This window comes from Nocardioides sp. NPDC023903 (assembly GCF_040639295.1).
GTDB lineage: Bacteria > Actinomycetota > Actinomycetes > Propionibacteriales > Nocardioidaceae > Nocardioides.
In genome coordinates this window covers 103,454-127,831 of record NZ_JBEZZS010000002.1, presented here as the reverse complement: position 1 = coordinate 127,831, position 24,378 = coordinate 103,454, and the positions used below count along the sequence as shown (strand labels likewise).

The window sequence follows — 24,378 nt, the reverse complement described above, 5'->3', positions numbered from 1 at the left end:
ATTCCGATGCACGGATCGAGCCGATGAGCGATCGGTGCACTCACCAAGGCTCGGTGAGTGCACCGATCGTTCACAAGCCCTGGGCGACCCGGTAGAACACCTGGTTCCACCGCACCTGGTCGGCGAAGCCGCGGCGGGTGGTGGACTCGTCGATGACCAGCAGCTCGGTACGGGCGATGTTGGCGAAGACCTCGAAAGCCTCGATCCCGGCGGCGGTCGACATCACCGTGTGGTGCGCGCCGCCGGCGGTCAGCCAGGCCTCGGCCGAGGTCGCGAAGTCCGGACGCGGCGTCCAGACGGCGCGCGCGACCGGCAGGTTGGGCAGCGCCTGCGTCGGGGGGACGACGTCGACCACGTTGGCGGTCAGCCGGAAGCGGTCGCGCATGTCGGCCAGGGAGACGACCACGGCACCCTCGCCGGCGTCGGCGTCGAAGACCATCCGGACCGGGTCCTCGCGGTCGCCGATCCCGAGCGGGTGGATCTCGACGCGCGGGGTGGACGTGGTCAGTGAGGGGCAGACCTCGAGCATGTGGGCGCCGAGGATGACCTCCGCGCCGGGGGTGAGGTCGTAGGTGTAGTCCTCCATCAGGGAGGCGCCACCGGGCAGCCCCTCCCCCATCACCTTCGCGGCCCGCACCAGGACCGCGGTCTTCCAGTCACCCTCGGCGCCGAAGCCGTAGCCCTTGCTCATCAGCCGCTGCACGGCGATGCCGGGGAGCTGGCGCAGGCCGCCGAGGTCCTCGAAGTTGGTGGTGAACGCCTTCGCGTCGCGCTCCACCAGGAACGCCTCCATGGCGATCTCCTGGCGGGCGGCGTAGCGCAGCGAGTCGTGGCGCTCGCCGCCCTTGCGGAGCTCGGGCACCACGTCGTAGAGGTCCTCGTACTCGGCGACGAGCACGTCCACCGCGGCCTCGTCGACGGCCTCGACGGCCGCCACCAGGTCGTTGACGCCCCAGGTGTTGACCGAGACGCCGAAGCGCAGCTCGGCCTCGGTCTTGTCGCCCTCGGTGACCGCGACGTTGCGCATGTTGTCACCGAAGCGGACCAGGTTGAGCCCGTGGGTGGCGGCCCAGCCGGCGGCGCCGCGGACCCAGGTGCCGACGCGGCGGGTGACCGCCGGGTTGGAGACATGGCCGACGACGGTGGTGCGGGCGACGCCGAGACGTGTGGCGATGTAGGCGTACTCACGGTCGCCGTGGGCGGCCTGGTTGAGGTTCATGAAGTCCATGTCGATCTCCGACCAGGGGAGCTCGACGTTGGCCTGGGTGTGCAGGTGCAGGAGCGGCTTCTGGAGGGCATCCAGGCCGGCGATCCACATCTTGGCGGGGCTGAAGGTGTGCATCCAGGTGATGACGCCGAGGACGTTGTCGTCGGAGTTGGCCTCGAGCATCGCGCGGCGGATCGACGCGGAGTCCTTCAGGACGGGCTTCCACACGACCTTCGCCGGTACGTCCGAGGAGGCGTCGAGGGCGCGGGCGACCTCCTGGGACTGCTCGGCGACCTGACGAAGGGTCTCCTCGCCGTACAGGTCCTGGCTGCCGGTGAAGAACCAGACCTCGCGGTCTGCGTAGGGCTTGCTCATGTGGGGGTTCCTCTCAGTGCAGGCAGCTCAGTGCTGGCCGTAGACGTTCTGGTAGCGGTCGTAGAGCGAGTCGATGTGGCTCTGGTCGATCGGCAGCGGCTGGCCGAGCTGGCGCGCGATGTGCACGGTGCGGGCGACCTCCTCGCACATCACCGCGGCCTTGACCGCGGAGCGGCCGTCCTTGCCGATGGTGAAGGGACCGTGGTTCCGCATCAGCACCGCAGGGCTGCGCGACTCCCGCAGCGTCTCCACGATGCCGCGCCCGATCGAGTCGTCGCCGATGATCGCGAACGGGCCGACCGGGACAGGTCCGCCGAACTCGTCGGCCATCATCGTGAGCACGCAGGGGATCTCCTCCCCGCGGGCGGCCCAGGCGGTGGCGTAGGTGGAGTGGGTGTGGACCACTCCCCCGACCTCGGGCATGTTGGCATAGACGTACGCATGGGCGGCCGTGTCCGAGGACGGCGACCGCTCGCCCTCGACGAGGTTGCCGGCCAGGTCGCACACGACCATCGCCTCGGCGGTGATGTCCTCGTAGGCGACCCCGGAGGGCTTGATGACCAGCAGGTCCTCGCCGTCCGGGTTGGGCACGCGCTCGGAGACGTTTCCGGCGGTCCACACGACCAGCTCCCAGCGGGGAAGCTCGGCGTGCAGCGCGGCGACGCGTTCCTTGGCGGCGTCGACGGCGGTGCGAAGAGCTGTGGGTACGCCGGTCATCACCGGTCTCCTTCGTTCGTTGCGAGCGAGGCCACGGCGGCGCGCTCGATGTCCAGGCCGGCCTCGTAGCGTTCGAGGTAGGTCCTGAACCCGGCCAGGTCGTCCGCGTCCGGCTCGACGACCTCGAGGTCGATGTCGCCGAAGACGCGCTCGGCGAGGTAGGCGCTCAGGCCGAGGTCGCCCTCGGCCTCAGCCGCCCGGGCGTACGCAGCCAGGACCGCGATCCCCCAGGCACCGCCCTCACCGGCGGTGCGGCCGACCGCGACCGGGGCGCCGATGGCCGCGGCGAGCAGCCGCTGCGCAACGCCCGCGGTGCGGAACAGGCCGCCATGGGCGAACATCGCGTCGATCTCGACGCCCTGGTCGGCGAGCACACGCATGCCGAGGGCGAGGGTGCCGAAGACGCCGTAGACCTGGGCGCGGGCGAACCCGGCGAGGTCGAGGCGGCTGCCGGGGGTGCGTACGAACAGCGGACGGCCCTCGTCGAGGCCGGTGATCGGCTCGCCGGCCAGATAGTTGTAGGCCAGCAGACCGCCGCCGTCGGGTGAGCCCTTCAGGGCAGCAGTGAGCAGGGCGCCGAAGACGGCGTCGGGCTCGCAGGGATGACCGAGCGCGGCGGCGAACTCACCGAACACCCCGGCCCAGGCGTTGAGCTCGCTGGCGCCGTTGTTGCAGTGCACCATCGCGACCGGGTCGCCGGCCGGGGTGGTGACGATGTCGATGGCGTGGTGGACGGTGGCCAGCGGCGCCTCGAGGACGACCATGGCGAAGATCGAGGTGCCGGCACTGACGTTCCCGGTGCGCTTGGCGACGGAGTTGGTCGCGACCATGCCGGTGCCGGCGTCGCCCTCGGGCGGACACAGCGGGATGCCCGGCTGGAGCGTGCCGGTGGGGTCGAGCAGCGCGGCGCCGTCGGGAGTGAGTCGGCCGGCGTCGGCCCCTGCCGGGAGGACCTGCGGGAGCAGCCCCTCTACCCGCAGACCGGGGCGCTTGGCGGCGGCCAGGTGGCCGAGCTGCTCGAGCATCCGCTGGTCGTAGGTCCCGGTGGCCGGGTCGATGGGGAAGACTCCGGAGGCGTCGCCGACGCCGAGCACGTGGTTGCCGGTCAGCGCCCGGTGGACGTAGCCCGCGAGCGTGGTCAGCGAGGCGATCTTGGGCAGGTGGGGCTCGTCGTCGAGGATCGCCTGATAGAGGTGGGCGACCGACCAGCGCAACGGGATGTTGGCCCCGAAGATCTCCGACAGCTCGGCGGCGGCGACAGCGGTGTTGGTGTTGCGCCAGGTGCGGAACGGCACCAGCAGCTCGCCTGCCTCGTCGAAGGCGAGGTAGCCGTGCATCATCGCCGAGACCCCGATCGACCCGAACGTGGTCGGACGGGTGCCGTAGCTGCGCTCGACCTCGTCGCCGAGGGCGGCGACGGCGCCCTGTACGCCTGCCCAGACCGCCTCGAGCGAGTAGGTCCACAGGCCGTCGACGAGCTCGTTCTCCCACAGGTGGGAGCCCGTGGCGACGGTCGTATGGTCGGGCCCGATCAAGCACGCCTTGATGTTGGTGGAGCCCAGCTCGATGCCGAGCGCGGTCTCTCCGAGGTCAGGCAGGTGCCCTGCTCGCTGCGTCATCACGGCTCCGTTTCTGCCCGACGGCTCGGGGTGGGGTTTCGAGGCGATGTGAACGCTAACATATGACGGGCAGGTTACCGCTGGGTTCCCCGTAGAGCTCTTGCCGAAGCGTCACTCCGGTCGGCCGAAGCGTCGCTCCCGTCGGCCGAGTGGGCAGCGTGGTGCCAACTCGGCCGACCTAGCTGACGTCTCGGCGAGGAGACAGCGGGGCGGCCGAGGACCGCACGACCAGCTCGGGTGCCAGCAGCGGCGGCACCTCGACGGTCCCGTCGGCGATAGCTGTGATGGCCACCTCGACCGCGAGCTCGCCCAGCGACGCGAAGTCCTGCCGGACCGTGGTCAGCGGCGGCCAGAGGTACGCAGCGTCCGGGACATCGTCGAAACCGACGACGCTCACGTCCTGCGGGACCCGGCGGCCGGCCTCGTGCAGCGCCCGGATCACGCCGAGCGCCATCGAGTCGTTGGCCGCGAAGACCGCGGTGACCGAGGGGTCCCGGGCGATCTCGGCCCCGGCCTCGTAACCGCTCTTGCTCGACCAGTCGCCGAAGATCTCGGGCCCGGGCTGGACGTCGCTGTCCCGGAGCGCGGCCAGCCACCCCTCCCGGCGCTGCCGGGCGTCGATCCAGCCGACCGGACCGGCCACGTGGGCGATGTTGCGGTGGCCGATGTCGAGCAGGTACTGCGTGGCCAGCACGGCTCCGGCGTGCTGGTCGATCCCCACCGAGCGCACCCCCGCCGGCGGGTCGCTGTGGATCATCACGACCTCGACCGTCTCCGTGAGCTGGGCGACCAGGTCCTCGAACGACTGGTGCGAGACGCCGAGGAGCACGGCCTCGACCGCGTCGTCGAGGAGCGCCTCGATCGCCCGCTCCGCCGAGGTCGCCTCCAGGTGCGGCACCGGGCTCAGGATGATGTCGTAGCCGGCCCGCTGACCGGCCTGGTGCACCGAGGCGGCCAGCGTGCCCGGCCCGTAGAGGTGCGGCTGGGTGTAGAGCAGGCCCAGCCGTCCCGACTTCCGCGTCACCAGAGCCCGCGCCGACTTGTTGCGCCGGTAGCCCAGCTCCTCGATCGCTGCCAGCACGCGGTCGCGGGTGTCGCCGCGTACGGCGTCGGAGCCGTTGACGACCCGGGACACGGTCTGGTGCGAGACCCCTGCCAGGGCCGCGACATCTGCCATGCTCGGCGCGTTCTTCGACTCCCCGTTGACCATGCGGTGATCCTAAGCGGCATCACCGCGCACAGCGGGACTGCCTCAGGTCTCCTCGAGATCGGGAAGTCCGTGACGTGCTCGGGTGAGGGCCGCCGCGAGCGGGGCACAGCGGCCGCCGGGGACCAGCGAAGCGAGCTTTTCCGGGTCGTCGGGCAGGCCCAGGTCGCGAGCCTGGTCGAGGAGCGGGCCGTCGAGGAAGGGCGACAGCTCGGGCCACACGTCCTGCACCTCACGGCAGAAGATCCGGGCGCCCACCGGGCCGATGCGGGGCGACTCGGTGAGGGCATCGATCAGTGCGTCGGCGCCGTCGGGCGAGGTCGGGCGGAGCCTTCGCAGGTCGCCGCGACAGGTCTCCAGCAGCCACTGCGCCTGCTCTTCGAGCTTGGTCGCGGTGCTCTCGTCGTAGCGGCGGTAGTGAGCCCGGCCGAGGGCATCCACCCGCTGCTGCCAGGTCGAGTCGAGCAGTCGGTGCGGCGTACGCCATCCGGCGGCAGACAGCTCCCGCGCCGCAGCGACCGCGATGTCGGTCGAGATCCGGGTCGAGGAGAGCATCGCGAGAACGAGGAGGCGATACAGCGGCGACGGCTTGTCCCGGAGCCGAATGCCGGCCTCCTCGGCGTACGTCGTGCCGCCGGCGTCCAGCAGACGCCGCACCAGGTCGCGGTCCCGTTTGCTCACCCTGTCGACGTACCCGCCGTGAGCCGGGCACATGCGCTGCCGACGCAGGCTGGGATCGGCAGACCCTGGATAGATCCTGGTGGGCGACCGAGGATGGATCCGACCCGAGATCCTCTCTCCAGGAGCAGACCGATGCCACGTCGTCCCATCGACATCACGATCCCCGACCTGTCCGGCAAGCGAGCCCTGGTCACCGGGGCAAGTGACGGCATGGGCCTGGTGATGGCCACCCGGCTGGCGGCGGCCGGGGCCGAGGTCGTGATGCCCGTACGCAACGCCCGCAAGGGCGAGAAGGCGCTGGCCACGATCCGCGGACATGTCCCGGAGGCCCAGATCTCGCTGCGCGACGTCGACCTGTCCTCGCTGTCGTCGGTGGCGGCACTCTCCGAGACGCTGCTGGGTGAGGACCAGCCGTTTCACATCATGATCAACAACGCTGGCGTGATGACGCCGCCGGAGCGGCAGACGACCGCCGACGGGTTCGAGCTGCAGTTCGGCACCAACCATCTCGGCCACTTCGCCCTCGTCGCCCGGATCCTGCCACTGCTACGAGCAGGGCAGGCCCGGGTGACGTCGCAGGTCAGCGTCGCCGCGAGGCGCGGCGCGGTCAACTGGGAGGACCCCAGCTGGGAGCAGAGCTATGAGGACATGAAGGCCTACAGCCAGTCCAAGATCGCCGTCGGTCTCTTCGGGCTCGAGCTGGACCGGCGCAGCCGGGCCAACGACTGGGGCATCACCAGCAACCTCTCCCACCCCGGGGTCGCCCCGACCAACCTGCTCGCCGCGCGACCGGAGATCGGACGTACGACCGACACCCTCTCCGTACGCATGATCCGCTGGCTCTCGGCCCGCGGGATCCTCCTGGGCACCCCCGAGACCGCTGCCCTTCCCGCGCTGCTGGCCGCCACTTCGCCCGACGCGACCGGTGGCCGGCTCTACGGCCCCAGCGGCCCCGGGCACCTCGGTGGGACCCCCGCCGAGCAGGCGCTCTACCGGCCGCTCGTCAGCGCCGAGGACGCCGCCCGGCTGTGGGAGCTCTCCGCGAGCCTCACCAGGACCGCGCTCCCGACGTCCTGACCCGGCGGCGCTGGAGCCTTATGCTGCCGTCATTCTCGGGTTCGGCCCGATGTCCATAGAACGGAGCCATGGGTGCGCGTGCTGTTGTCGACGTACGGGTCACGGGGAGACGTCGAGCCGTTGGTGGCCCTCGCGGTGCAGCTGCAGCGGCGCGGCGCGGAGGTGCGGATGTGCGCGCCGCCGGACGAGGAGTTCGTCGACCTGCTGGCGCGGGAGGGTGTGCCGCACGTGCCGTTCCTCAAGCCGTGGCGGTCCTGGGAGCGGCCGCCGACGTCCGAGGAGCGTCACCAGCGGGTGACCGACTTCATCACCGCGCAGTACGACACCGTGGCCGAGGCCGCCGCGGGCTGTGACGTGGTGGTAGCGACCGCGATGTCGCAGTTCGTCGCGCCCTCGGTCGCCGAGGCGCGGGGCATCCCCTATCACTACGTCCTCTTCTGCCCGGACGTCGTCGACGGCCTGGACGGGCGCGGCTTCAACGAGCTGTTCAAGGAGCCGATCGACGCCCACCGGGCCTCGATCGGGCTGCCGCCGGTCAGCGATGTCACCGAGTTCATGTTCACCACTCGTCCCCTCCTCGCGGCCGATCCCGTCCTCGGCCCGTGGCACGGGACCTCCAGCCTCGACGTCGTGCAGACCGGCGCCTGGATGCTCGAGGACGACCGACCACTCCCGGCCGACCTGCTCGCCTTCCTCGACGCCGGGGAGGAGCCCGTGTATGTCGGGTTCGGCAGCATGCGCACGGTCGGCGAGGAGAGCGTGCGGGTCACGGTCGAGGCCATCCGCACCCACGGCCGGCGCGTGGTCATCGGGCGCGGATGGGCCGGGCTGGACGTCATCGACGGTCGTGACGACTGCTTCGTCATCGGCGAGGTCAACCACCAGCGGCTCTTCGGCCGGGTCTGCGCCGTCGTCCATCACGGCGGCGCAGGCACCACGACGACGGCTTACCAGGCCGGTGCCTCGCAGGTGGTCGTGCCGCAGGCCGGCGACCAGACCTACTGGGCAGGGCGGGTGGCCGAGCTCGGCGCCGGGGTCGCCCACGACGGCGCCGCACCGACGGTCGAGTCGCTCACCGCCGCACTCGGCGCCGCCCTGGCGCCCGAGGTCCGCGCGCGGGCGATCGCGCTGGCTGCCGAGGCCAGGGTCGACGGAGCGGCCGTGGCCGCGGAGCTGCTGCTTAGCGGCGAGGCCTGACCCTCACCGCCCGAGTACGTGACGCAGTGCCGCCTCCAACGTGGGGTGGCGGAACTCGTGACCGGCGAGCGCGACCGGTTCGACCCGCTGGCTCGCCAACGCCATCTCCTCGGCGCCCTCCTTGCCGAGCAGGAGCCGTGGCCCGAGGACCGGCGTGGGCAGGAGCGCGGGCCGGCGGAGGACGTGCGCGAGGGTCTGGGCGTAGACCCGGCCGGTGACCGGCTCGGGGGTGACCGCGTTCACCGGACCCGCGAGCGTCTCGTCGAGGACGGCGCGGTGGTAGATGTCGACCAGGTCGTCGATGCCGATCCAGCTCAGCCACTGCTCGCCGCTGCCGAGCCGGCCACCCAGGCCGGCCGCGAACAGCGGTCGCTGGAGCCTCAGCGCTCCCCCGACGGGCGTCTGCACGATCCCGGTCCTCACCTGGACCACCCGCGGCCCGTCCACCCGGCTCGCCGCCTCCCAGTCGGCGACCACGTCGGCGAGGAAACCCGTGCCCCGCGACGAGGTCTCGGTGAGGACCTCGTCGCCGCGGTCGGCGCCGTAGATGCCGATCGCGGAGGCGCTGACGAAAGTGCGTACGCCGCTTCGTGCCGCCGCCTCGGCGAGCAGCCGGGTCGGCTCGATCCGGGAGTCGCGGATGGCCGCCTTGTGCGCCGTGGTGAAGCGGCCCGCGATGGACGCCCCGGCCAGATGGACAACCGCGTCCACGCCGTCGAGCAGGTCGGCGCCGGGTGCCGCCGGATCCCACCGGCGCTCGTCTGCCCCTTCCGGGGCGTGCCGGACCAGCCGGATCACCCGATGGCCGCCCGTGGTGAGGAACGGGACCAGAGCCCGCCCGACGGTGCCGCTCGAGCCGGTGATCGCGATGGTGAGTGCCTTGCCCTCTGCGTACGTCCGGTGGTGGACCGCGAGGTCGGCGGCCAGCTGAGCGTGGCGGTAGCCGAGCATCCGGTCCACCATCCGCCCGAGCACGTTCGTCTCGACCCTGTCGGTGACCAGCGTCGCGTCGCCGTCGGCGGCGAACTCGTGCCGGTGGGTCCAGGTCAGCGGCCGCAGCGAGGCGAGTCGATCGGTGAACAGGTGCGGAGGGTCGTAGGCGTCAGGATCGTGCCGGGCCACCCAGTCGGCGCCTCGGCCGAGCGAGATCACCGCCGTCCCGTCGGCCAGGTCGGTCGCCTCCACGCGCACCTCACCCGGCATCCACGGCGGCGTCAGCCGGTGGATCGCCCCCGGACGCCGATGCCACCCGAAGACCTCCTCCACCGGCGCCTCGACGAGCGTCGTCAGCGAGTGGACCCGGACCAGCGGGGACTTCATACCCGAAGCCTCGCGCGGATCGGCCGGACCTACAACCCGCTCAGGCGCTGATGAAGTCCGGCCGCCGGCGCTCGAGGAAGGCCGACCGGCCCTCGGCGAACTGCCGGCCCGTGAGCAGCTCGACCTGGAGGTCGGCCTCGGCCGCGAGTACGCCGTCGAGGCTCTGGTCGGGCTGGGTGAGGATGCGCCGGGTGCCGGCGACCATCGGCGCCGAGAGCTCGGCCAGACGCGAGGCCAGCTCGACCGCGTGGTCGAGGGCGGTGCCGTCGTCGACGACGGTCTCGACCGCTCCGATCCGCTCGGCCTCGGCCGCGTCGAAGGTGCGTACGGTCAGGAGCAGCTCACGCGCCCTGCCCTGCCCGACGCGCCGCGGGAGCGTGTAGGCGAGCCCGGTGTCCGGGCCGAGCCCGATCTTCCCGAAGGACGTCGAGAAGGTCGCCGAGCGGCCGGCGACCACCAGATCGCAGGCGGCGGCCAGCGCGAGACCGAGCCCGTACGCCCCGCCCTCGACCGCGGCGAGGACCGGTCGGGCGCCGGTGACCAGCTGGCGTACGACGGCGTTGACGACCTCGAGCCGCTGCCGGGCGACGTCGCGGTCCTGCGACATCGACCGGATGTCGCCGCCCGCGGAGAACACCGAGCCGGCGCCGGTCAGGACGACGGCACGCGCCTCCTGGTCGGCGGCCCGGAGCGCGGTGAGCAGGTCGAGCCGGTCGGCGAGGTCGAGCGCGTTGCGGCGCTCGGGGCGGTCGAGGGTGAGGATCCGGACGTGGCCACGGTCCTCGAACCGGACCGCGCCGGCGCGGCCGCCGCTCACCCCTGGAACTCCTTCACCATCTGCTTGGCGATGATCAGCTTCTGGATCTCGCTGGTGCCCTCGTAGAGCCGGAACAGCCGCGCGTCGCGGTAGAACCGCTCGACCGGCACCTCGCGCATGTAGCCGAGACCGCCGTGGATCTGGACCGCACGGTCGGCGATCCGGTCGACCGCCTCGGTGCAGAACAGCTTGCACATCGAGGGTGCCGTCCGGCGGTCGCTGCCGTCGTCCCAGCTGCGGGCGGCCTCGAGGACCATCGCGCGACCGGCGTACGCCTCGGTCCGGCTCTCCGCGAGCATCGCCTGGATCAGCTGGAACTCCGCCAGCTTCTGGCCGCCCTGGCCGTTGGTCGTGGCGTGGCGCAGGCTCTCCTCGATCAGCCGGTCGGCCAGGCCGACGGTCATCGCCGCGATGTGCAGCCGGCCCTTGGCCAGCGACCGCATCGCCGCGGAGAAACCCTCGCCCTCGACCTCGCCGACGAGGTTCTCGGCGGGCACCCGGACACCGTCGAAGAAGATCTCCGACGTCACGGATCCGCGCTGGCCCATCTTGTGGTCCTTCGGACCGATGGTGACGCCGGGGGTGTCGGTCGGCACCACGAAGACCGAGATGTTCTTCGCGCCCTCACCGAGGTCACCGGTGCGCGCGAAGACCATGAGCAGGTCGGCCCAGATCGCGTTGGTGATGAAGCGCTTCTGCCCGTTGATGACGTACTCCTCGCCCTCGCGGACCGCGCGCGTGCGCAGGCCGCTCGGGTCGGAGCCGGCCTCGGGCTCGGTGAGCGCGAACGAGGCCACCAGGTCGCCGCTCGCCAGCCCGGGCAGGTACTGCTGCTTCTGCCGCTCGGTGCCGCAGTTGACCAGCACCTGACCGGCGATGCCGTTGTTGGTGCCGAACATCGAGCGGAACGACGGCGTCGTCCAGCCGAGCTCCATCGCCAGCCGGACCTCCTCGGACATGGTGAAGCCGAGACCGCCGTACTCCTCGGGGATGGCGTAGCCGAACAGCCCCATGGCCGCGGCCTGCTGCCGGAGACGGTCGGGGATCTGGTCGGTCTCCTCGATCTCGTCCTCGGCCGTGACGACCTCCTTGCGGACGAACGCGCGGACGGCGTCGAGGATCGACGTGAACTCGTCGGGCTCCATGGGTGCTCCTTCGTGCGGGAGGGTCAAGGCGTGGTCAAGGCGTGGGAACGGGTACGTCGGTGGGCCGGCCGACCACGCCACCGGCGGCCAGCCTGTCAATCGCGCCGGCGGCGAGGCCGAGCTCCGCGAGCACGGCATCGGTGTGGGCGCCGAGCTCCGGGATCGCGCCCATCGGCAGCTCGACGTCGCGGAACGTCATCGGCGGCAGTACGCCGCGAACCGGCCCGGCAGGAGTGGCGACCTCGCGCCACCGGTCGCGACCGGCGAGCTGCGGGTGCTCGACCAGGCCGGACATGTCGTTGATCTGGGCCGCCGGGACGCCGGCGGCGGCGAGCCGGGCGTCGAGGTCGGCGGTGGCGAAGCCGCGGGTGTGCTCGGCGACGACCGCGTCGCACTCCTCGCGGTGGGCGACCCGCAGCGGGTTGGTGGCCAGCCGGGGATGGTCGACCAGATCGGGCCGCTCGAAGACGTCGGTCACCAGTGCCCGCCAGCCGCGGTCGTTCTGCACTCCGATCAGGATCTCCCCGTCGGCGGTCGGGTAGGCGTCGTAGGGCGCGATCGAGGCATGGCTGAGCCCCATCCGCGGCACCTGGCGGCCGCCATACATCTGCATGTACATCGGGTGCCCGAGCCACTCGACGGTCGCGTCGAACATCGACACGTCGACGATGCCGCCCTTGCCGGTGCGCTCGCGCCGGAACAGTGCCGCGACGATCGCCTGGCTCGTGTAGAGGCCCGCGGCGATGTCGGAGCTGGGGACGCCGGTCTTGGTCGCCGTCTCCGGGGTGCCGGTGACCGAGATCAGCCCGGACTCCGCCTGGATCAGCATGTCGTACGCCTTGCGGTCGCGCAGCGGGCCGCCGGTGCCGTAGCCGGAGATGCCGGCGACGACGAGCCTCGGGTGCCGTTCGGCGAGCTCCTCCGCGCCGAGGCCGAGCCGCTCGGCAGCTCCGGGCGCGGCGTTCTGCAGGAAGACGTCGGCGCGGGCGACCAACTGTCGCGCGAGCTCGGCGCCGTCGGGCGACTTGAGGTCGAGCGCCACCGACTCCTTGCCGCGGTTGAGCCAGACGAAATGGGAGGCGAGGCCGTGCACCGCATGGTCGTAGTTGCGGGCGAAGTCACCCTCGCCCACCCGCTCCAGCTTGATCACGCGGGCGCCGAGGTCCGCGAGGTGACGGGTGGCGAGCGGGGCCGCGACGGCCTGCTCGAGGGCGACCACGGTGATGCCCTCCAGCGGCAGCAGGTCGATGCCCATGTCGGTGGTCATGCAGAAAGCATCCCGCGACTTCTTATGCGCGTCCAATACCTAATCCTTGGAGGATTGTTCCCACTGATGCAAGAGTTGTCCCTATGGACCTGCACCATCTCGAGGCCTTCCTGGCCGTCGCCGAGGAGCTCCACTTCGGCCGGGCGGCCGAGCGGCTGCACATCGCCCAGCCGCCGCTGAGCCGCACCATCAAGCAGCTCGAGCGCGACCTCGGCGCCCAGCTGTTCGACCGCACCACCCGGAGCGTACGGCTGACGTCGGCCGGTGAGGCACTGGTCCGTCCCGCCCAGGAGGTGCTCGAGGGCCTGCGCACCGCGCGCCGGGCGGTCCGCTCGGCCGGCCGCGGCGAGACCGGCCGGGTCCGGATCGGATTCGCCGGTCCTTCCTCCCACGTGCTCGTCGGCCAGCTCGGCCGGATCGTCCGCGAGCAGCATCCCGGGATCGAGCTGATGCTGCAGAGCACGACGTACAACTACGAGGCGCTGCGCTCGCTGCAGGACGGCGAGCTCGACCTGGCCATCGCTCGATGGCGGATCGAGCCGCAGGGCCTCGCGCACCGCGTGATCGCGGTCGAGCACTACGTGCTCGCCGTGCCGGCCGGTCACCGGCTCGCCGGCCGCGGGGAGGTCAGCATGGCGGAGTGCCGGGACGAGCCGTTCGTGGCGCTGCCGGCCGACCCCGGCTCCAGCGTGCGCGACGCCTTCATCGAGACGGCGTCCCAGGCAGGGTTCGTGCCCAACATCGTGCAGACCGCACCCGACAGCTGGACCGCGGTCGCGCTGGTCGCGGCCGGTGTCGGCATCACGTTCACGCTCGACACCGCGATCGCCAACGTCGTGCAGACCGGCATCGAGGTGGTCCGGATCAGCGAGTGCGACCGCCCCACATTCCAGCAGCTCGCCTGGCGGCAGGAGGACCGGAGCCCGGCGCTGCACGCGGTGCTGCGTGCCTCGGAGGAGGCGCTGCCAACACCGGAGCTGCCGTCGACTCCGCCCGCCTGAGACCGGTCAGCGGTCGGTCGCCACCTTCACCAGACCGACCTGCGACGCGGTGGCGACATGGCGACCGGTCTCGTCGAACAGCTCACCGACGCCGTGGGCACGTCCGTGGGCGACCGACTCCACGCGGCAGTCGAACTGGTGCCAGTCGGTCAGGTCGGACGCGGCGTGGAACGTCAGCGCGTGGGTCAGGCTGAGGATCCGGGCGCCGGGCTTGTGCCGGGCCGACCCGAGCGCCAGGAACGACGCCTCGAGGATGCTCATGTCGCTCACGTAGGCGACCAGCGCGGCCCGCAGGACCGGGTCGTCCGGCAGCGGGCCGGTCGCCCGGAAGAAGCTGCTCTGCCGGTCGCCGGGCTCGGCGACGGTGAAGTACGGCGGGGCCACCGCGTGCCGGAAGTGGACCGGTCGGTGCAGCCGCCACCAGGGCGGGATCCGCTCGTCCGAGCCGAACCGATCGGCCAGGTCCGGCAGCGTCTCGGGGTCGGGCGCGGGCCGCGGCCGGAGCGAGCTGTGCGACGGCAGGTCGGTACGTACGGTCGCCCATCGGGTGACCGCTCCGAAGAGCTCCTCCCCCGCGTCGTCGAGCAGCCGGCTGCGCCGGGTCGCCAGCGAGGGCGCGTCGGAGACGACCGTGACCTCCCAGTGCAGCGGCCGGTCCGTCGGCACTCCGCCGACGAAGTCGGCCTGCAGGCTAATGATCCGCTGGTCGGCCCCGACCCCACGGCCGGCGGCGACCAGCGCCTGAGCCAGGAGAAGGCCACCGAAGAGCCTGCCGGCGGGGTGCTGCTGCGGTTGTCCGATCCAGTGACTGACCCGGCCGGTCGGCTCGTCGACGCAGCTCAGGTCGAGGAGGTCGAGCAGCTCGTCGAGGGTCACGGCAGCACGGGTGTCAGCGGCAGGAGAGGCAGGGTCCACCCGGCTCATTGTGCCGTCGTTTGTCATCACATTCGATATCTGTCTCGAACTATTCATACGTATCCGTCAACAATGAGCGGCGGAAGAAGTATTGGAGTTCGGCACGCGGCTGGCGTCAGGCTGGGACCACTGACCAACCCCTGCCCGCCCCCGAGGAGCACCCATGGCCGCGCCCGACAAGGTCACCGATCTCAGCTCGGCGGTGGCCGCTCACGTACAGGACGGCATGACGGTCGCGCTCGAGGGCTTCGGCCACCTGATCCCGTTCGCCGCGGGCCACGAGATCATCCGCCAGGGCCGTCGGGACCTGACGTTCTGCCGGATGACTCCCGACCTGCTAGCCGACCAGATGATCGCCGCCGGCTGCGTCTCGAAGCTCGTGGCCTCCTTCTTCGCCAGCGGCTCGGCCGGCTCCCTGCACGAGGTCCGGCGCCGGGTGGAGAACGCCGACCCGCAACCGCTCGAGGTGGAGGAGTACAGCCACTACGGCATGGTCTGCCGCTACCAGGCGGGCGCCGCCGGGCTGCCGTTCTTCCCGCTCCGCTCGTACGCCGGCAGCGACCTCCCGAAGCTCAACCCGCTGATCCGCAAGGTCTCCGATCCCTACGGCGGACCAGACATCTACGTCGTGCCGCCGCTGCGCCCGGACGTGACCATCGTCCACGCCCAGCGTGCCGACCGCTCCGGCAACGTCCAGATGTGGGGCATCGTCGGAGCCCAGCAGGAAGCGGCGTACGCAGCCGAGACCGTGATCGCGACCGTCGAGGAGATCGTCGAGGAGGACGTGGTCCGCTCGGATCCGAACCGCACCGTGCTGCCGTCCCACGCGGTCACCGCCGTGGTGGAGGTTCCCGGCGGCGCGCACCCGTCCTACACGCAGGGCCACTACGACCGCGACAACGCCTTCTACCGCGAGTGGACGCCGATCAGCCGCGACCGCGAGGCGGTGCTCGGCTGGCTCGAGGAGTGGGTGCACCAGGTGCCCGACCGCGCTGCGTACCTCGACAAGCTCGGAGCGGAGCGCTGGGACGGGCTCGGTGTCGCTCCTCGGCCTTCGCAGCCCGTCGACTTCGGCCGCCGCCGGGTGGCCGCCAAGGAGGTGGCCTCGTGAACGCCCCGCTCTCGTACGTGGCTCCGTCCAGCACCGAGTTCCTCGCCGCGGTCGCCGCCCGCCAGCTCGTCGGCAAGCACCGGGTCTTCGCGGGCGTCGGGCTGCCGACGCTCGCCGTCGACCTGGCGCGCCGCACCGTGAACCCCGACGTCGAGCTGGTCTACGAGTCCGGCATCTGCGGCGCACAGCCGGAGGGCCTGGCGGAGGGCATCGCCGACTCGGTGCTGGTCTCCGGGGCCGCCGCGGTGCTGAGCATGCCCGCACTCTTCGGCTACGTCCTGCAGCGCGGCCATGTCGACGTCGGCTTCCTCGGCGCCGCCCAGATCGACCGCTGGGGCAGCCTCAACACCAGCTTCATCGGCGACTGGGACAAGCCCGCCGTCCGCCTCCCCGGTGCCGGCGGCGCCGCCGAGATCATGCCGAACGCGGGCGAGTGCATCGTCGTGCTGCGCCGCCACGACCCCGGCGCCCTTCCGGCGCAGCTCGACTTCTGCACCTCGCCCAGCCCGGTGCGCGCGTACGAGGAGGACCCCCGGATGGTGCCTCGCGGCCACGGGGTCTCCACCGTGATCACCCCGATGGCGGTGCTGCGCCGCCCCGACAAGCTCGGCGAGCTCGAGATCAGCGAGGTCCACCCCGGCCTCACCGTCGACGACGTCCGCGCCGCCACCGGGTGGGACATCCGCGTCGCCGATGACGTACGCGAGACCGGCCGGCCGACCGTCGAGGAGGTCCGGCTGCTCCGCGACGAGATCGACACGGTGCGGCTCTACCTCCGATGAGCCCCTCCACCATCACGTTGGAACCGCGCCGGTCGGCGTACGTCGCCCTGCTGGCGTGCTCCACGCTCGGCACCCTGTCGAGCACGATCATCAGCGCCCCGATCAACGTGATCGCCCACGCGATCGGGGCCTCGCCGCGCGGGATCGTCTTCGCGGTCAGCGCGTTCACGCTGGCGATGGTCGTCTTCGCACCGATCTCGGGCTGGATGTGCCAGCGGTTCGGCTCTCGGCGGGTGCTCGCGGGGTCGCTGCTGCTGATGGTGGCCGCACAGGCGGGCGCGGCCTTCAGCCAGGGGCTCGGGTTCCTGGTCGTGATGCGTGCCCTGCAGGGGATTGCGTGCTCCGCGGTGCCGCCCGCGATCCAGCAGGTGCTCGGCCGGCACTGGGCCGGCAACCGGGCCCGGGTGATGGCCGCCTGGGCAGCCGCGATCGGCGTCGGTCAGGCGCTCGGGCCGCCCCTCGGCGGACTGGTCGCCGACACGCTCGGCTGGCGGTGGGTGTTCATCACCCACGCCACGCTCAGCGCCGTGCTGCTGGTGCTGTGCCTGACCGTGGTGCCCGACGTGCCCGCGTCGTACGCTCCGCTCCACGTCAGCGGGATGGCGACGCTCCTGGTCGGGATCGGCGCGCTCGTGGGCGCCGTCAGCTGGCTCGGACAGCACGGCGAGGTCGCGGTGGCCGCGGGGATGGCGGCCGTGGGCGTGCTCGCCCTGGCCGTGCACAGCCAGCTCGGGCGCACCAGCGCCGGACCGTTCGTCCCGCCCGGCCTCCTCACCGAGCGGAGGTTCGTCGCGAGCACGATGGCCGCCGGCACGGTGATGGGCTGCCTCGGTGTCGCGATCGTCGCCACTCCCCTGCACCTGGGCCGCGACCTCGGCCTGGGCCCGGGACACATCGGCATCACCATGCTCGCGCTGGCCCTGGCGATGACGCTCGCGGCGCCGCTCTCCTCCCGGGTCACCGAACGGTTCACCGCCCGGCGCACGCTGCGCGGCGGGCTGGTGCTCCTCGCGCTCGGCCTGCTCGCGCTCCCCCTGGCCGCGACCGCCTCCGGGTCCGGGTCCGGCACGATCGTCACGTTCACCGTGGCCGCGCTCGTGCTGACCGGCGCGGCGATCGGTGTCGTCCAGGCGACCTCCGCGCTCGGTCTGATGACCTCGCCGGCCGCCGCCGACGGTGTCGCGCTCGGCCTCCACAACATGCTCCGCTTCACCGGCCTCGCCGTCGGCTACTCCTGGGTCGCGATCGCCTACCCGACCGGAAACCTCTCCCTCGTCTACGGCGTCCCGGTCGCCGCGGTCGCCCTGACCTGGGCGATGGCCGGCCCCTCGGCCCCGTCCTCCGAGCCCTCCGCAGAAAGGGTGTTCCATGACCACCGCTGATCCCACGCCTGACCCCATTTCCGGACCACTCGCGGGCCTGAGGGTGGTCGAGGTGTCCAGCTTTGTCGCCACTCCGCTGTGCGGCACCACCCTGGCGCAGCTCGGCGCGGAGGTGATCCGCGTCGAGCCGCTCGAAGGCGGCCCGGACCGAACTCGCTGGCCGCTCAGCGACGGCGGCGCCAGCCTCTACTGGAACGGGCTCAACCCCGGCAAGAAGGCCATCGCAGTCGACTGCACCCACCCGGAGGGGCGGCAGCTGGTCGCGGACCTGGTCGTCTCGGGCGGTCCGTCCGGCGGCATCGTGGTCACCAACACCGAACGCTGGTCGGAGCTCGGGTACGCCGCGCTGCGCGCCCGCCGCGACGACGTCATCCATGTGCTCCTCACCGGGCGCCACGACGGCGGGACCGCCGTCGACTACACCGTGCAGGCCGGCACCGGCTTCCCGCTCGTGACCGGCCCGGAGGAGCATGCGGCACCGGTCAACGGTGTGGTGCCGGCGTGGGACCTCGCGGCCGGCCTCCACCTCGCGACCGGCCTGCTCGCCGCCGAGCGACGACGCGCGGTCACCGGCGAGGGCGCCGAGGTGCGCGTCGCACTGGAGGACGTCGCCCTCGCTGCCGCCGGCAACCTCGGCTATCTCGCTGAGGCGCAGCTGCGGCCGGCGGGCGAGCGCGGCTCGATCGGCAACCACGTGTACGGCACCTTCGGTCGCGACTTCACCACCGCGGACGGCGACCGCTTCATGCTGGTGGCACTCACCCCACGACAGTGGTCGGACCTGCTGGGCATCACCGGCCTCGCCGAGGCGGTGGCCGCGCTGGCCCGCGCGCTCGATGCCGACTTCTCCGACGAGGGCGCGCGGTTCCGGCACCGCACCGTGCTCGGCGGCCTCATCGCCGCCTGGTTCGAGCAGCACGACACGGCGTACGTCACCAGGGCGCTGTCGAAGACCCGGATCCTGTGGTCGCCCTACCGCAGCTTCCGCGACCTCGCCGCCGACGACGCCCGGCTGCTGCGCGAGCATCCGCTGTTCTCGACCGTCAGCCAGCCCGGTGTCGGCGAGCTGCTCGCTCCCGGCGCGCCGATCACCGTCGACGGCCACCGGAGCGCTCCCCGGCCCGCCCCCGCCGTCGGGCAGGACACCGGCGAGGTGCTCGCCGGCGCCCTCGGCCTGGCCACGGAGCGGCTCGACGACCTGCTGAGCCGCGGCGTCATCGGCACCCGGGAGGTGGTGTCGCGATGAGCACCGCCGAGATCGCCGGGGCGGCACGCACCTGGCTGTTCGTCCCCGGGGACCGGCCGGAGCGGTTCGCCAAGGCTGCCGCCGCCGGCCCCGACGTCGTGGTCGTCGACCTCGAGGACGCCGTCGCCCCGGCGCACAAGGACGCGGCCCGTACCCACGTCACCGACTGGCTCCCCCGAGCAGGTGTCACCGTCGCCGTGCGGATCAACGCCGCCGGCACCACCTGGCACGACGCCGACGTCGCCGCGCTCGCCGCCCTCGGCGGGCCGTCGCTGGTGGTGCTCCCGAAGGCCGACAGCCCCGAGACCGTGGCGGCCGTCCTGGCCACGCTCCCCGACGGCTCCGCCGTCGTCGCCCTGGTCGAGACCGCGCTCGGCGTCGCGCGGGCCATCGACCTGGCCCGCTCCCCCGGAGTCGTACGCCTCGCCTTCGGCAGCTTCGACCTGGCCGCCGAGCTCGGCGTCGATCCCGACCACGCACCCGCCCTCGCGCCCGCGCGCGGCCACCTGGTGCTCGCCTCGGCGGTCGGCGGCCTGGCCGGCCCGATCGACGGCGTCACCGGCGACGTACGCGACCACGAGCGGCTGACCGCTGACGCCACCGCGGCCGCCGCCCTCGGGTTCACCGGCAAGCTCTGCATCCACCCCGGCCAGGTGGCCCCCGCCGCCGCGGCCCTGGCACCCACACCCGACGAGTTCGCCTGGGCCGAGCGCGTCCTGGCCGCCGCGACCGAGGACGGCGTCGCCCTCGTCGACGGCCGGATGGTCGACGCCCCCGTCGTCGCCCGCGCCCGCCGCATCGTCTCCCTCAACCGACCCACCCCAGGAGCAGCCAGATGAACAGCCTGACCCCCGACGAGCAGGACATGGTCCGGCTCGTCGCCGACTTCGTCGACGAGCGCGTACGCCCCCGGGTGCGCGAGTTCGAGGCCGACGACATCTACCCCGAGGAGCTCATCGAGGAGATGAAGAAGCTCGGCTTCTTCGGCCTCCTGGTGCCCGCCGAGCACGGCGGCGTCGACGTGAGCACGGCCTGCTTCGCGCGGGTGACCGAGGAGCTCGCCCGCGGCTGGATGAGCCTGGCCGGCGCGATCGGGGGACACTCGGTGATCAGCTATCTGGTCCGTCACTTCGGGACCCCGGGGCAGCAGGAGTCCTACCTGCCCCGGATGGCCGACGGTAGCCTGCGCGCCACGATGGCGCTGACCGAGCCGTCCGGCGGCAGCGACCTGCAGGGGATGCGTACGTTCGCCGACGCCGACGGCGACGAACTGGTCATCACCGGCTCGAAGACCTGGATCTCCAACGCCCAGCACGCCGGCCTGATCGGGCTGCTCTGCGTCACCGACCGCTCCGCCTCGCCCGCACACCAGGGCATGAGCGTGGTGCTGGTCGAACCCGGCGACGGGCTCACCGTCTCGGGCAAGATCCCCAAGCTCGGCTACCGCGGCATCGAGGCCTGCGAGCTCACCTTCGACCACATGCGGGTGCCGGCGACCGCGGTGCTCGGCGGCACGCCTGACCTCGGCTGGGGCCACATGATGCGCGGCCTCGAGGTCGGCCGGATCCAGGTCGCCGCCCGCGCCGTCGGCGTCGGCCAGGCCGCGCTCGACGACGCTCTCTCCTACGCCCAGACCCGGGAGAGCTTCGGGAAGCCGATCTGGAAGCACCAGTCGGTTGGCAACCTGCTCGCCGAGATGGGCACCAAGATGCGCGCCGCCCGGCTGATGACGCTCGACGCGGCCGAGCGGCTCGACGCCGGCGACCGCGCCGACATGGAGGCCGGGATGGCCAAGCTCTTCGCCTCGGAGGCGGCCATGCAGGTCGCCCTCGACGCGGTGCGGGTGCACGGCGGCTACGGCTACTCCAAGGAGTACGACGTGGAGCGCTACTTCCGCGACGCCCCGCTGATGATCGTCGGCGAGGGCACCAACGAGATCCAGCGCAACGTGATCGCCGCCCAGCTGGTGGCGCGCGACCAGAAGGGAAAGAACTGACATGGCACTTCTCGAGAACCGGACCGCGGTCATCACCGGAGGTGCGCAGGGCATCGGCCTCGCCGTCGCCGAGCGCTTCGTGGCGGAAGGAGCGCGGGTGGTGCTCGCCGATCTCGACGGCGCCGCCGCCGAGGCTGCGGCCAAGGAGCTGGGCCCGGACGTGGCCACCGGCATCGCCTGCGACGTGGTGAGCGCCGAGGACGTCGAGCGCGCGCTGGAGACCGCGGTCGCGACGTACGGCTCACTCGACATCGTCGTCAACAACGCCGGCATCACCCGCGACGCGACGATGCGGAAGATGACCGAGGACCAGTTCGACCAGGTGATCGCCGTGCACCTCAAGGGCTGCTGGCACGGCACCCGGCTCGCCGCCGCCCGGATGCGCGAGCAGAAGTCCGGCGCGATCGTGAACATCTCCTCGATCTCCGGCAAGGTCGGGATGGTCGGGCAGACCAACTACTCGGCCGCGAAGGCCGGCATCGTCGGCCTCACCAAGGCCGCGGCCAAGGAGATGGCCCACCACGGGGTCCGGGTCAACGCGATCCAGCCCGGGCTGATTCGCTCCGCCATGACCGAGGCGATGCCGCAGCGGATCTGGGACGAGAAGATGGCCGAGATCCCGATGGGCCGCGCCGGTGAGCCGGCCGAGATCGCCAACGTCGCGCTCTTCTACGCCTCCTCGCTCTCCTCGTACATGACCGGAACGGTCGCCGAGGTGACCGGCGGAAGGTTCATGTGACCTGGCGGCCGCGGGGGGTGACCTCGGTCGAGACCCTCGACGCGGGGCCGGTCGCCGCTCTCGGCGCTCTCCTCGACAGTGGCGCTCCGGTGCCTGCCGCCGGGGACGTACTCCCGCCGTTGTGGCACTGGGTGGCGCTGCCGCGCTGGCCGGCGTCGTCGGGCATCGGCGTCGACGGTCATCCGCGCCGCGGCGACTTCCTGCCCTCGATCGACCTGCCTCGGCGGATGTTCGCCGGCGGCGAGGTGACGTTCCACGGCGACCTCCGGGTCGGCACCGAGGTCGTCCGCGAGTCCGAGGTGGTCTCGGTCGAGGAGAAGTCGGGCCGCAGCGGGCGGCTGGCGATCGTCACGGTGGTCACCCGGCTGGTCGACGCCGGCCGGGACGACCTGCTCGTGGACGAGCGGCAGGACCTGATCTACCGCGATGCCGCGCCATCGCCGACGTCGTTCCCGGACCCCGAGCCCGCCTCGGCGATCGCACCGGCCGGGCCGCCGCTGGTGGCCGAGGACGGTGGCTGGCGGTTCGTCACCGACCCGACCCTGCTCATGCGGTTCAGCGCGGCGACCGCCAACCCGCACCGGATCCACTACGACTGGCCCTACGCCACCCGGGTCGAGGGCTATCCCGGGCTGGTCGTGCAAGGCCCACTCTCGACCCTGGTGCTAGCCGAGGCCCTGCGTCTGGTCCACCCCGACCGCGTCGTACGCCGTCTGAAGCACCGCAACACCGCACCGCTGTTCTGCGGAGACCCTGCCCACGTGGCCGTCGACCGCCCCGCTCCCGACACCGCCCCAGACACTGCCGAGATGGCGCTGCGGCGCCCCGACGGCACCGCGCTGGCCGGCCTGACGGCCGAGCTGGCCACCCTCACCTCTGAAAGGCACCAACCATGAGTGACACCGCCCTCGACGTGGTCATCTGCGAACCCGTCCGCACCCCGATCGGCCGCTACGGCGGCGTCTTCAAGGACCTGAGCCCGGTCGACCTCGGCGTCACCGCACTGCAGGGGCTGCTCGCCCGCACCGGCATCGACCCGGAGCGGATCGACGACGTCATCCTCGGCCACTGCTACCCCAATGCCGAGGCACCGGCGATCGGCCGGGTGGTCGGACTCGACGCCGGGCTCCCGGTCACCGTCGGCGGTCAGCAGGTCGACCGTCGCTGCGGCTCCGGGCTGCAGGCCGTCGCCAACGCGGTGATGCAGGTGGCCTCCGGCGCCAGCGAGATCGTGGTGGCCGGCGGCGCGGAGTCGATGAGCAACGTCGCCTTCTACTCCCTCGACATGCGCTGGGGCGGCGCGCGCACCGGCGTACAGATCCACGACGGCCTCACCCGCGGCCGGCAGACCCCCGGCGGCCGGTTCCACCCGGTGCCCGGCGGCATGCTCGAGACCGCCGAGAACCTGCGCCGGGAGTACGCCATCGGCCGCGAGGAGCAGGACCGGCTCGCCGTCAGCTCCCACCAGCGCGCCGTCGCCGCCCAGCAGAGCGGTGTCTTCGCCGAGGAGATCGTGCCGGTCACCGTGCCGTCCCGGAAGGGCGACGTCGTGGTCGACACCGACGAGCACCCCCGCGCGGACACCACGCTCGAGTCGCTCGCGAAGCTGCGGCCGATCCTCGGCTCCTCAGACTCCGAGGCGACCGTCACCGCCGGCAACGCCAGCGGCCAGAACGATGCCGCCGCGATGTGCCTGGTCACCACCGCCGACCTCGCCGAGCGACTCGGTCTGCGGCCGCTGGTCCGGCTCGTGTCCTGGGCCGCCGCCGGCGTACGTCCTGACGTGATGGGCATCGGCCCAGTCCCCGCCACGGAGGCGGCCCTCGCCAAGGCCGGTCTGACCCTGGCCGACATCGACGTCATCGAGCTCAACGAGGCGTTCGCCGCTCAGGCGCTGGCGGTGATGCGCGAGTGGAAGTTCACCGACGAGGACCTCGAACGCACCAACGTCCACGGCTCCGGCATCTCCCTCGGCCACCCCGTCGGCGCCACCGGCGTACGGATGCTCGGCACGCTCGCCCGCGAGCTGCACCGCCGCGAGGCCCGCTACGGCCTCGAGACCATGTGCATCGGCGGCGGCCAGGGCCTCGCCGCCGTCTTCGAGCGGGTGGTCTGATGCGTACGTTCACCTCGATCGCGGCGATCGAGGCCGCTGCCGGCGACGATCTCGGCACCACGGACTGGGTGCAGATCACCCAGGAGGGCGTCGACCGCTTCGCCGAACTCAGCGGCGACCAGCAGTGGATCCACGTCGACGTCGAGCGCGCCACCGCCTCCTCCTTCGGCGGCACCATCGCGCACGGCTACCTCACGCTGTCGATGCTGCCCGCCTTCGCCGCCGAGCTCTACACCATCGATACCGGGTCCGCCCGGCTCAACTACGGTCTCGAGAAGGTGCGGTTCCCAGCGCCGGTCAAGGTCGGCACGAAGATCCGGGCCACACCCCGGATCAAGGAGGTCCGGGCGGTCCCGGCCGGGACCCAGGTGCTGGTCGCCTGGACCGTCGAGGCCGAGGGCGCCGAGCGACCGGTCTGCGTCGCGGAGAGCATCACGCTGGTCCTTCCCTGACGCCTCCCG

The 24,378-nt window shown here is 72.2% G+C and carries 23 protein-coding genes; 13 read left to right on the top strand and 10 right to left on the bottom strand.

All coding sequences use genetic code 11. The annotated features are described in order from the left end of the window. Nucleotides 1–70 precede the first annotated feature (70 nt). The 5 genes from araA to AB0F44_RS04090 form a co-directional block, all read right to left on the bottom strand. A complete protein-coding gene (gene araA / locus AB0F44_RS04110; RefSeq protein WP_357352937.1) occupies nucleotides 71–1,582 on the bottom strand; it encodes an L-arabinose isomerase in 1,512 nt (503 codons plus the stop codon). A 27-nt stretch (nucleotides 1,583–1,609) separates the two neighbouring features. Continuing rightward, nucleotides 1,610–2,299, bottom strand: a complete 690-nt coding sequence (locus AB0F44_RS04105; RefSeq protein ID WP_357352935.1) for an L-ribulose-5-phosphate 4-epimerase — start codon at nucleotides 2,297–2,299, stop codon at nucleotides 1,610–1,612. Then, on the bottom strand, nucleotides 2,299–3,918 hold the full coding sequence (locus AB0F44_RS04100; protein WP_357352934.1) for an FGGY-family carbohydrate kinase: 1,620 nt from the start codon (nucleotides 3,916–3,918) through the stop codon (nucleotides 2,299–2,301). The genes AB0F44_RS04105 and AB0F44_RS04100 overlap by 1 nt, the downstream gene beginning before the upstream one ends. 178 nt (nucleotides 3,919–4,096) lie before the next feature. Then, nucleotides 4,097–5,128 carry a LacI family DNA-binding transcriptional regulator gene (locus tag AB0F44_RS04095; protein WP_357352933.1) on the bottom strand — a complete coding sequence of 344 codons (1,032 nt, stop codon included), beginning with the start codon at nucleotides 5,126–5,128 and terminating at the stop codon, nucleotides 4,097–4,099. A gap of 42 nt (nucleotides 5,129–5,170) precedes the next feature. Continuing rightward, nucleotides 5,171–5,806 carry an endonuclease gene (locus AB0F44_RS04090; RefSeq protein WP_357352931.1) on the bottom strand — a complete coding sequence of 212 codons (636 nt, stop codon included), beginning with the start codon at nucleotides 5,804–5,806 and terminating at the stop codon, nucleotides 5,171–5,173. A gap of 132 nt (nucleotides 5,807–5,938) precedes the next feature. Here AB0F44_RS04090 and AB0F44_RS04085 point away from each other — a divergent pair, with 132 nt between their 5' ends. Both AB0F44_RS04085 and AB0F44_RS04080 read left to right on the top strand, forming a co-directional pair. After that, on the top strand, nucleotides 5,939–6,883 hold the full coding sequence (locus AB0F44_RS04085; protein WP_357352929.1) for an SDR family oxidoreductase: 945 nt from the start codon (nucleotides 5,939–5,941) through the stop codon (nucleotides 6,881–6,883). A gap of 72 nt (nucleotides 6,884–6,955) precedes the next feature. Next, on the top strand, nucleotides 6,956–8,080 hold the full coding sequence (locus AB0F44_RS04080; RefSeq protein ID WP_357352927.1) for a glycosyltransferase: 1,125 nt from the start codon (nucleotides 6,956–6,958) through the stop codon (nucleotides 8,078–8,080). Between the two features lie 3 nt (nucleotides 8,081–8,083). On the opposite strand, the gene AB0F44_RS04075 is transcribed toward AB0F44_RS04080, so the two are convergent. Genes AB0F44_RS04075 through AB0F44_RS04060 form a run of 4 tightly spaced genes read right to left on the bottom strand, consistent with a single transcriptional unit; the run spans nucleotide 8,084 to nucleotide 12,629 of the window. Then, complete coding sequence (locus tag AB0F44_RS04075) at nucleotides 8,084–9,400, bottom strand: TIGR01777 family oxidoreductase (RefSeq protein ID WP_357352925.1); 1,317 nt, start codon at nucleotides 9,398–9,400, stop codon at nucleotides 8,084–8,086. A 40-nt stretch (nucleotides 9,401–9,440) separates the two neighbouring features. Then, the gene (locus AB0F44_RS04070) at nucleotides 9,441–10,217 is read right to left on the bottom strand and encodes an enoyl-CoA hydratase-related protein (RefSeq protein ID WP_357352923.1); all 777 of its coding nucleotides are present in this window, start codon (nucleotides 10,215–10,217) and stop codon (nucleotides 9,441–9,443) included. Continuing rightward, on the bottom strand, nucleotides 10,214–11,362 hold the full coding sequence (locus AB0F44_RS04065) for an acyl-CoA dehydrogenase family protein (protein WP_357352921.1): 1,149 nt from the start codon (nucleotides 11,360–11,362) through the stop codon (nucleotides 10,214–10,216). The genes AB0F44_RS04070 and AB0F44_RS04065 overlap by 4 nt, the downstream gene beginning before the upstream one ends. A 34-nt stretch (nucleotides 11,363–11,396) precedes the next feature. Then, nucleotides 11,397–12,629 (bottom strand): CaiB/BaiF CoA-transferase family protein, encoded by a 1,233-nt coding sequence (locus AB0F44_RS04060; RefSeq protein WP_357352919.1) that lies wholly within the window; start codon nucleotides 12,627–12,629, stop codon nucleotides 11,397–11,399. A gap of 83 nt (nucleotides 12,630–12,712) precedes the next feature. Here AB0F44_RS04060 and AB0F44_RS04055 point away from each other — a divergent pair, with 83 nt between their 5' ends. Continuing rightward, nucleotides 12,713–13,630: a LysR substrate-binding domain-containing protein gene (locus tag AB0F44_RS04055; RefSeq protein ID WP_350659837.1), complete on the top strand. Its 918-nt coding sequence runs from the start codon at nucleotides 12,713–12,715 to the stop codon at nucleotides 13,628–13,630. Between the two features lie 6 nt (nucleotides 13,631–13,636). On the opposite strand, the gene AB0F44_RS04050 is transcribed toward AB0F44_RS04055, so the two are convergent. Next, a complete protein-coding gene (locus AB0F44_RS04050; RefSeq protein WP_357352917.1) occupies nucleotides 13,637–14,545 on the bottom strand; it encodes an acyl-CoA thioesterase domain-containing protein in 909 nt (302 codons plus the stop codon). A 163-nt stretch (nucleotides 14,546–14,708) separates the two neighbouring features. Here AB0F44_RS04050 and AB0F44_RS04045 point away from each other — a divergent pair, with 163 nt between their 5' ends. From AB0F44_RS04045 to AB0F44_RS04000, 10 genes are read left to right on the top strand one after another with little or no spacing between them, the layout of a single operon-like run. Next, a complete protein-coding gene (locus tag AB0F44_RS04045) occupies nucleotides 14,709–15,656 on the top strand; it encodes a CoA-transferase (RefSeq protein WP_357352915.1) in 948 nt (315 codons plus the stop codon). Further along, nucleotides 15,653–16,438, top strand: coding sequence for a CoA-transferase (locus tag AB0F44_RS04040; RefSeq protein WP_357352913.1), 786 nt, complete (start codon nucleotides 15,653–15,655; stop codon nucleotides 16,436–16,438). Before AB0F44_RS04045 ends, AB0F44_RS04040 begins: the two co-directional genes overlap by 4 nt. Beyond that, nucleotides 16,435–17,820: an MFS transporter gene (locus AB0F44_RS04035; protein ID WP_357352911.1), complete on the top strand. Its 1,386-nt coding sequence runs from the start codon at nucleotides 16,435–16,437 to the stop codon at nucleotides 17,818–17,820. Before AB0F44_RS04040 ends, AB0F44_RS04035 begins: the two co-directional genes overlap by 4 nt. After that, on the top strand, nucleotides 17,807–19,066 hold the full coding sequence (locus AB0F44_RS04030) for a CoA transferase (protein ID WP_357352909.1): 1,260 nt from the start codon (nucleotides 17,807–17,809) through the stop codon (nucleotides 19,064–19,066). Before AB0F44_RS04035 ends, AB0F44_RS04030 begins: the two co-directional genes overlap by 14 nt. Beyond that, nucleotides 19,063–19,905: a CoA ester lyase gene (locus tag AB0F44_RS04025; RefSeq protein ID WP_357352907.1), complete on the top strand. Its 843-nt coding sequence runs from the start codon at nucleotides 19,063–19,065 to the stop codon at nucleotides 19,903–19,905. Before AB0F44_RS04030 ends, AB0F44_RS04025 begins: the two co-directional genes overlap by 4 nt. After that, nucleotides 19,902–21,062 (top strand): acyl-CoA dehydrogenase family protein, encoded by a 1,161-nt coding sequence (locus AB0F44_RS04020; protein WP_357352905.1) that lies wholly within the window; start codon nucleotides 19,902–19,904, stop codon nucleotides 21,060–21,062. Before AB0F44_RS04025 ends, AB0F44_RS04020 begins: the two co-directional genes overlap by 4 nt. Before the next feature lies 1 nt (nucleotide 21,063). Next, nucleotides 21,064–21,801, top strand: a complete 738-nt coding sequence (fabG, locus tag AB0F44_RS04015) for a 3-oxoacyl-ACP reductase FabG (protein WP_357352903.1) — start codon at nucleotides 21,064–21,066, stop codon at nucleotides 21,799–21,801. 17 nt (nucleotides 21,802–21,818) lie between these two features. Then, the gene (locus AB0F44_RS04010) at nucleotides 21,819–22,697 is read left to right on the top strand and encodes a MaoC family dehydratase N-terminal domain-containing protein (protein ID WP_357352901.1); all 879 of its coding nucleotides are present in this window, start codon (nucleotides 21,819–21,821) and stop codon (nucleotides 22,695–22,697) included. Further along, the gene (locus AB0F44_RS04005) at nucleotides 22,694–23,917 is read left to right on the top strand and encodes an acetyl-CoA C-acetyltransferase (RefSeq protein WP_357352899.1); all 1,224 of its coding nucleotides are present in this window, start codon (nucleotides 22,694–22,696) and stop codon (nucleotides 23,915–23,917) included. Before AB0F44_RS04010 ends, AB0F44_RS04005 begins: the two co-directional genes overlap by 4 nt. Then, the gene (locus AB0F44_RS04000; protein ID WP_357352897.1) at nucleotides 23,917–24,369 is read left to right on the top strand and encodes a MaoC family dehydratase; all 453 of its coding nucleotides are present in this window, start codon (nucleotides 23,917–23,919) and stop codon (nucleotides 24,367–24,369) included. Before AB0F44_RS04005 ends, AB0F44_RS04000 begins: the two co-directional genes overlap by 1 nt. The last annotated feature ends 9 nt before the right edge of the window (nucleotides 24,370–24,378 follow it).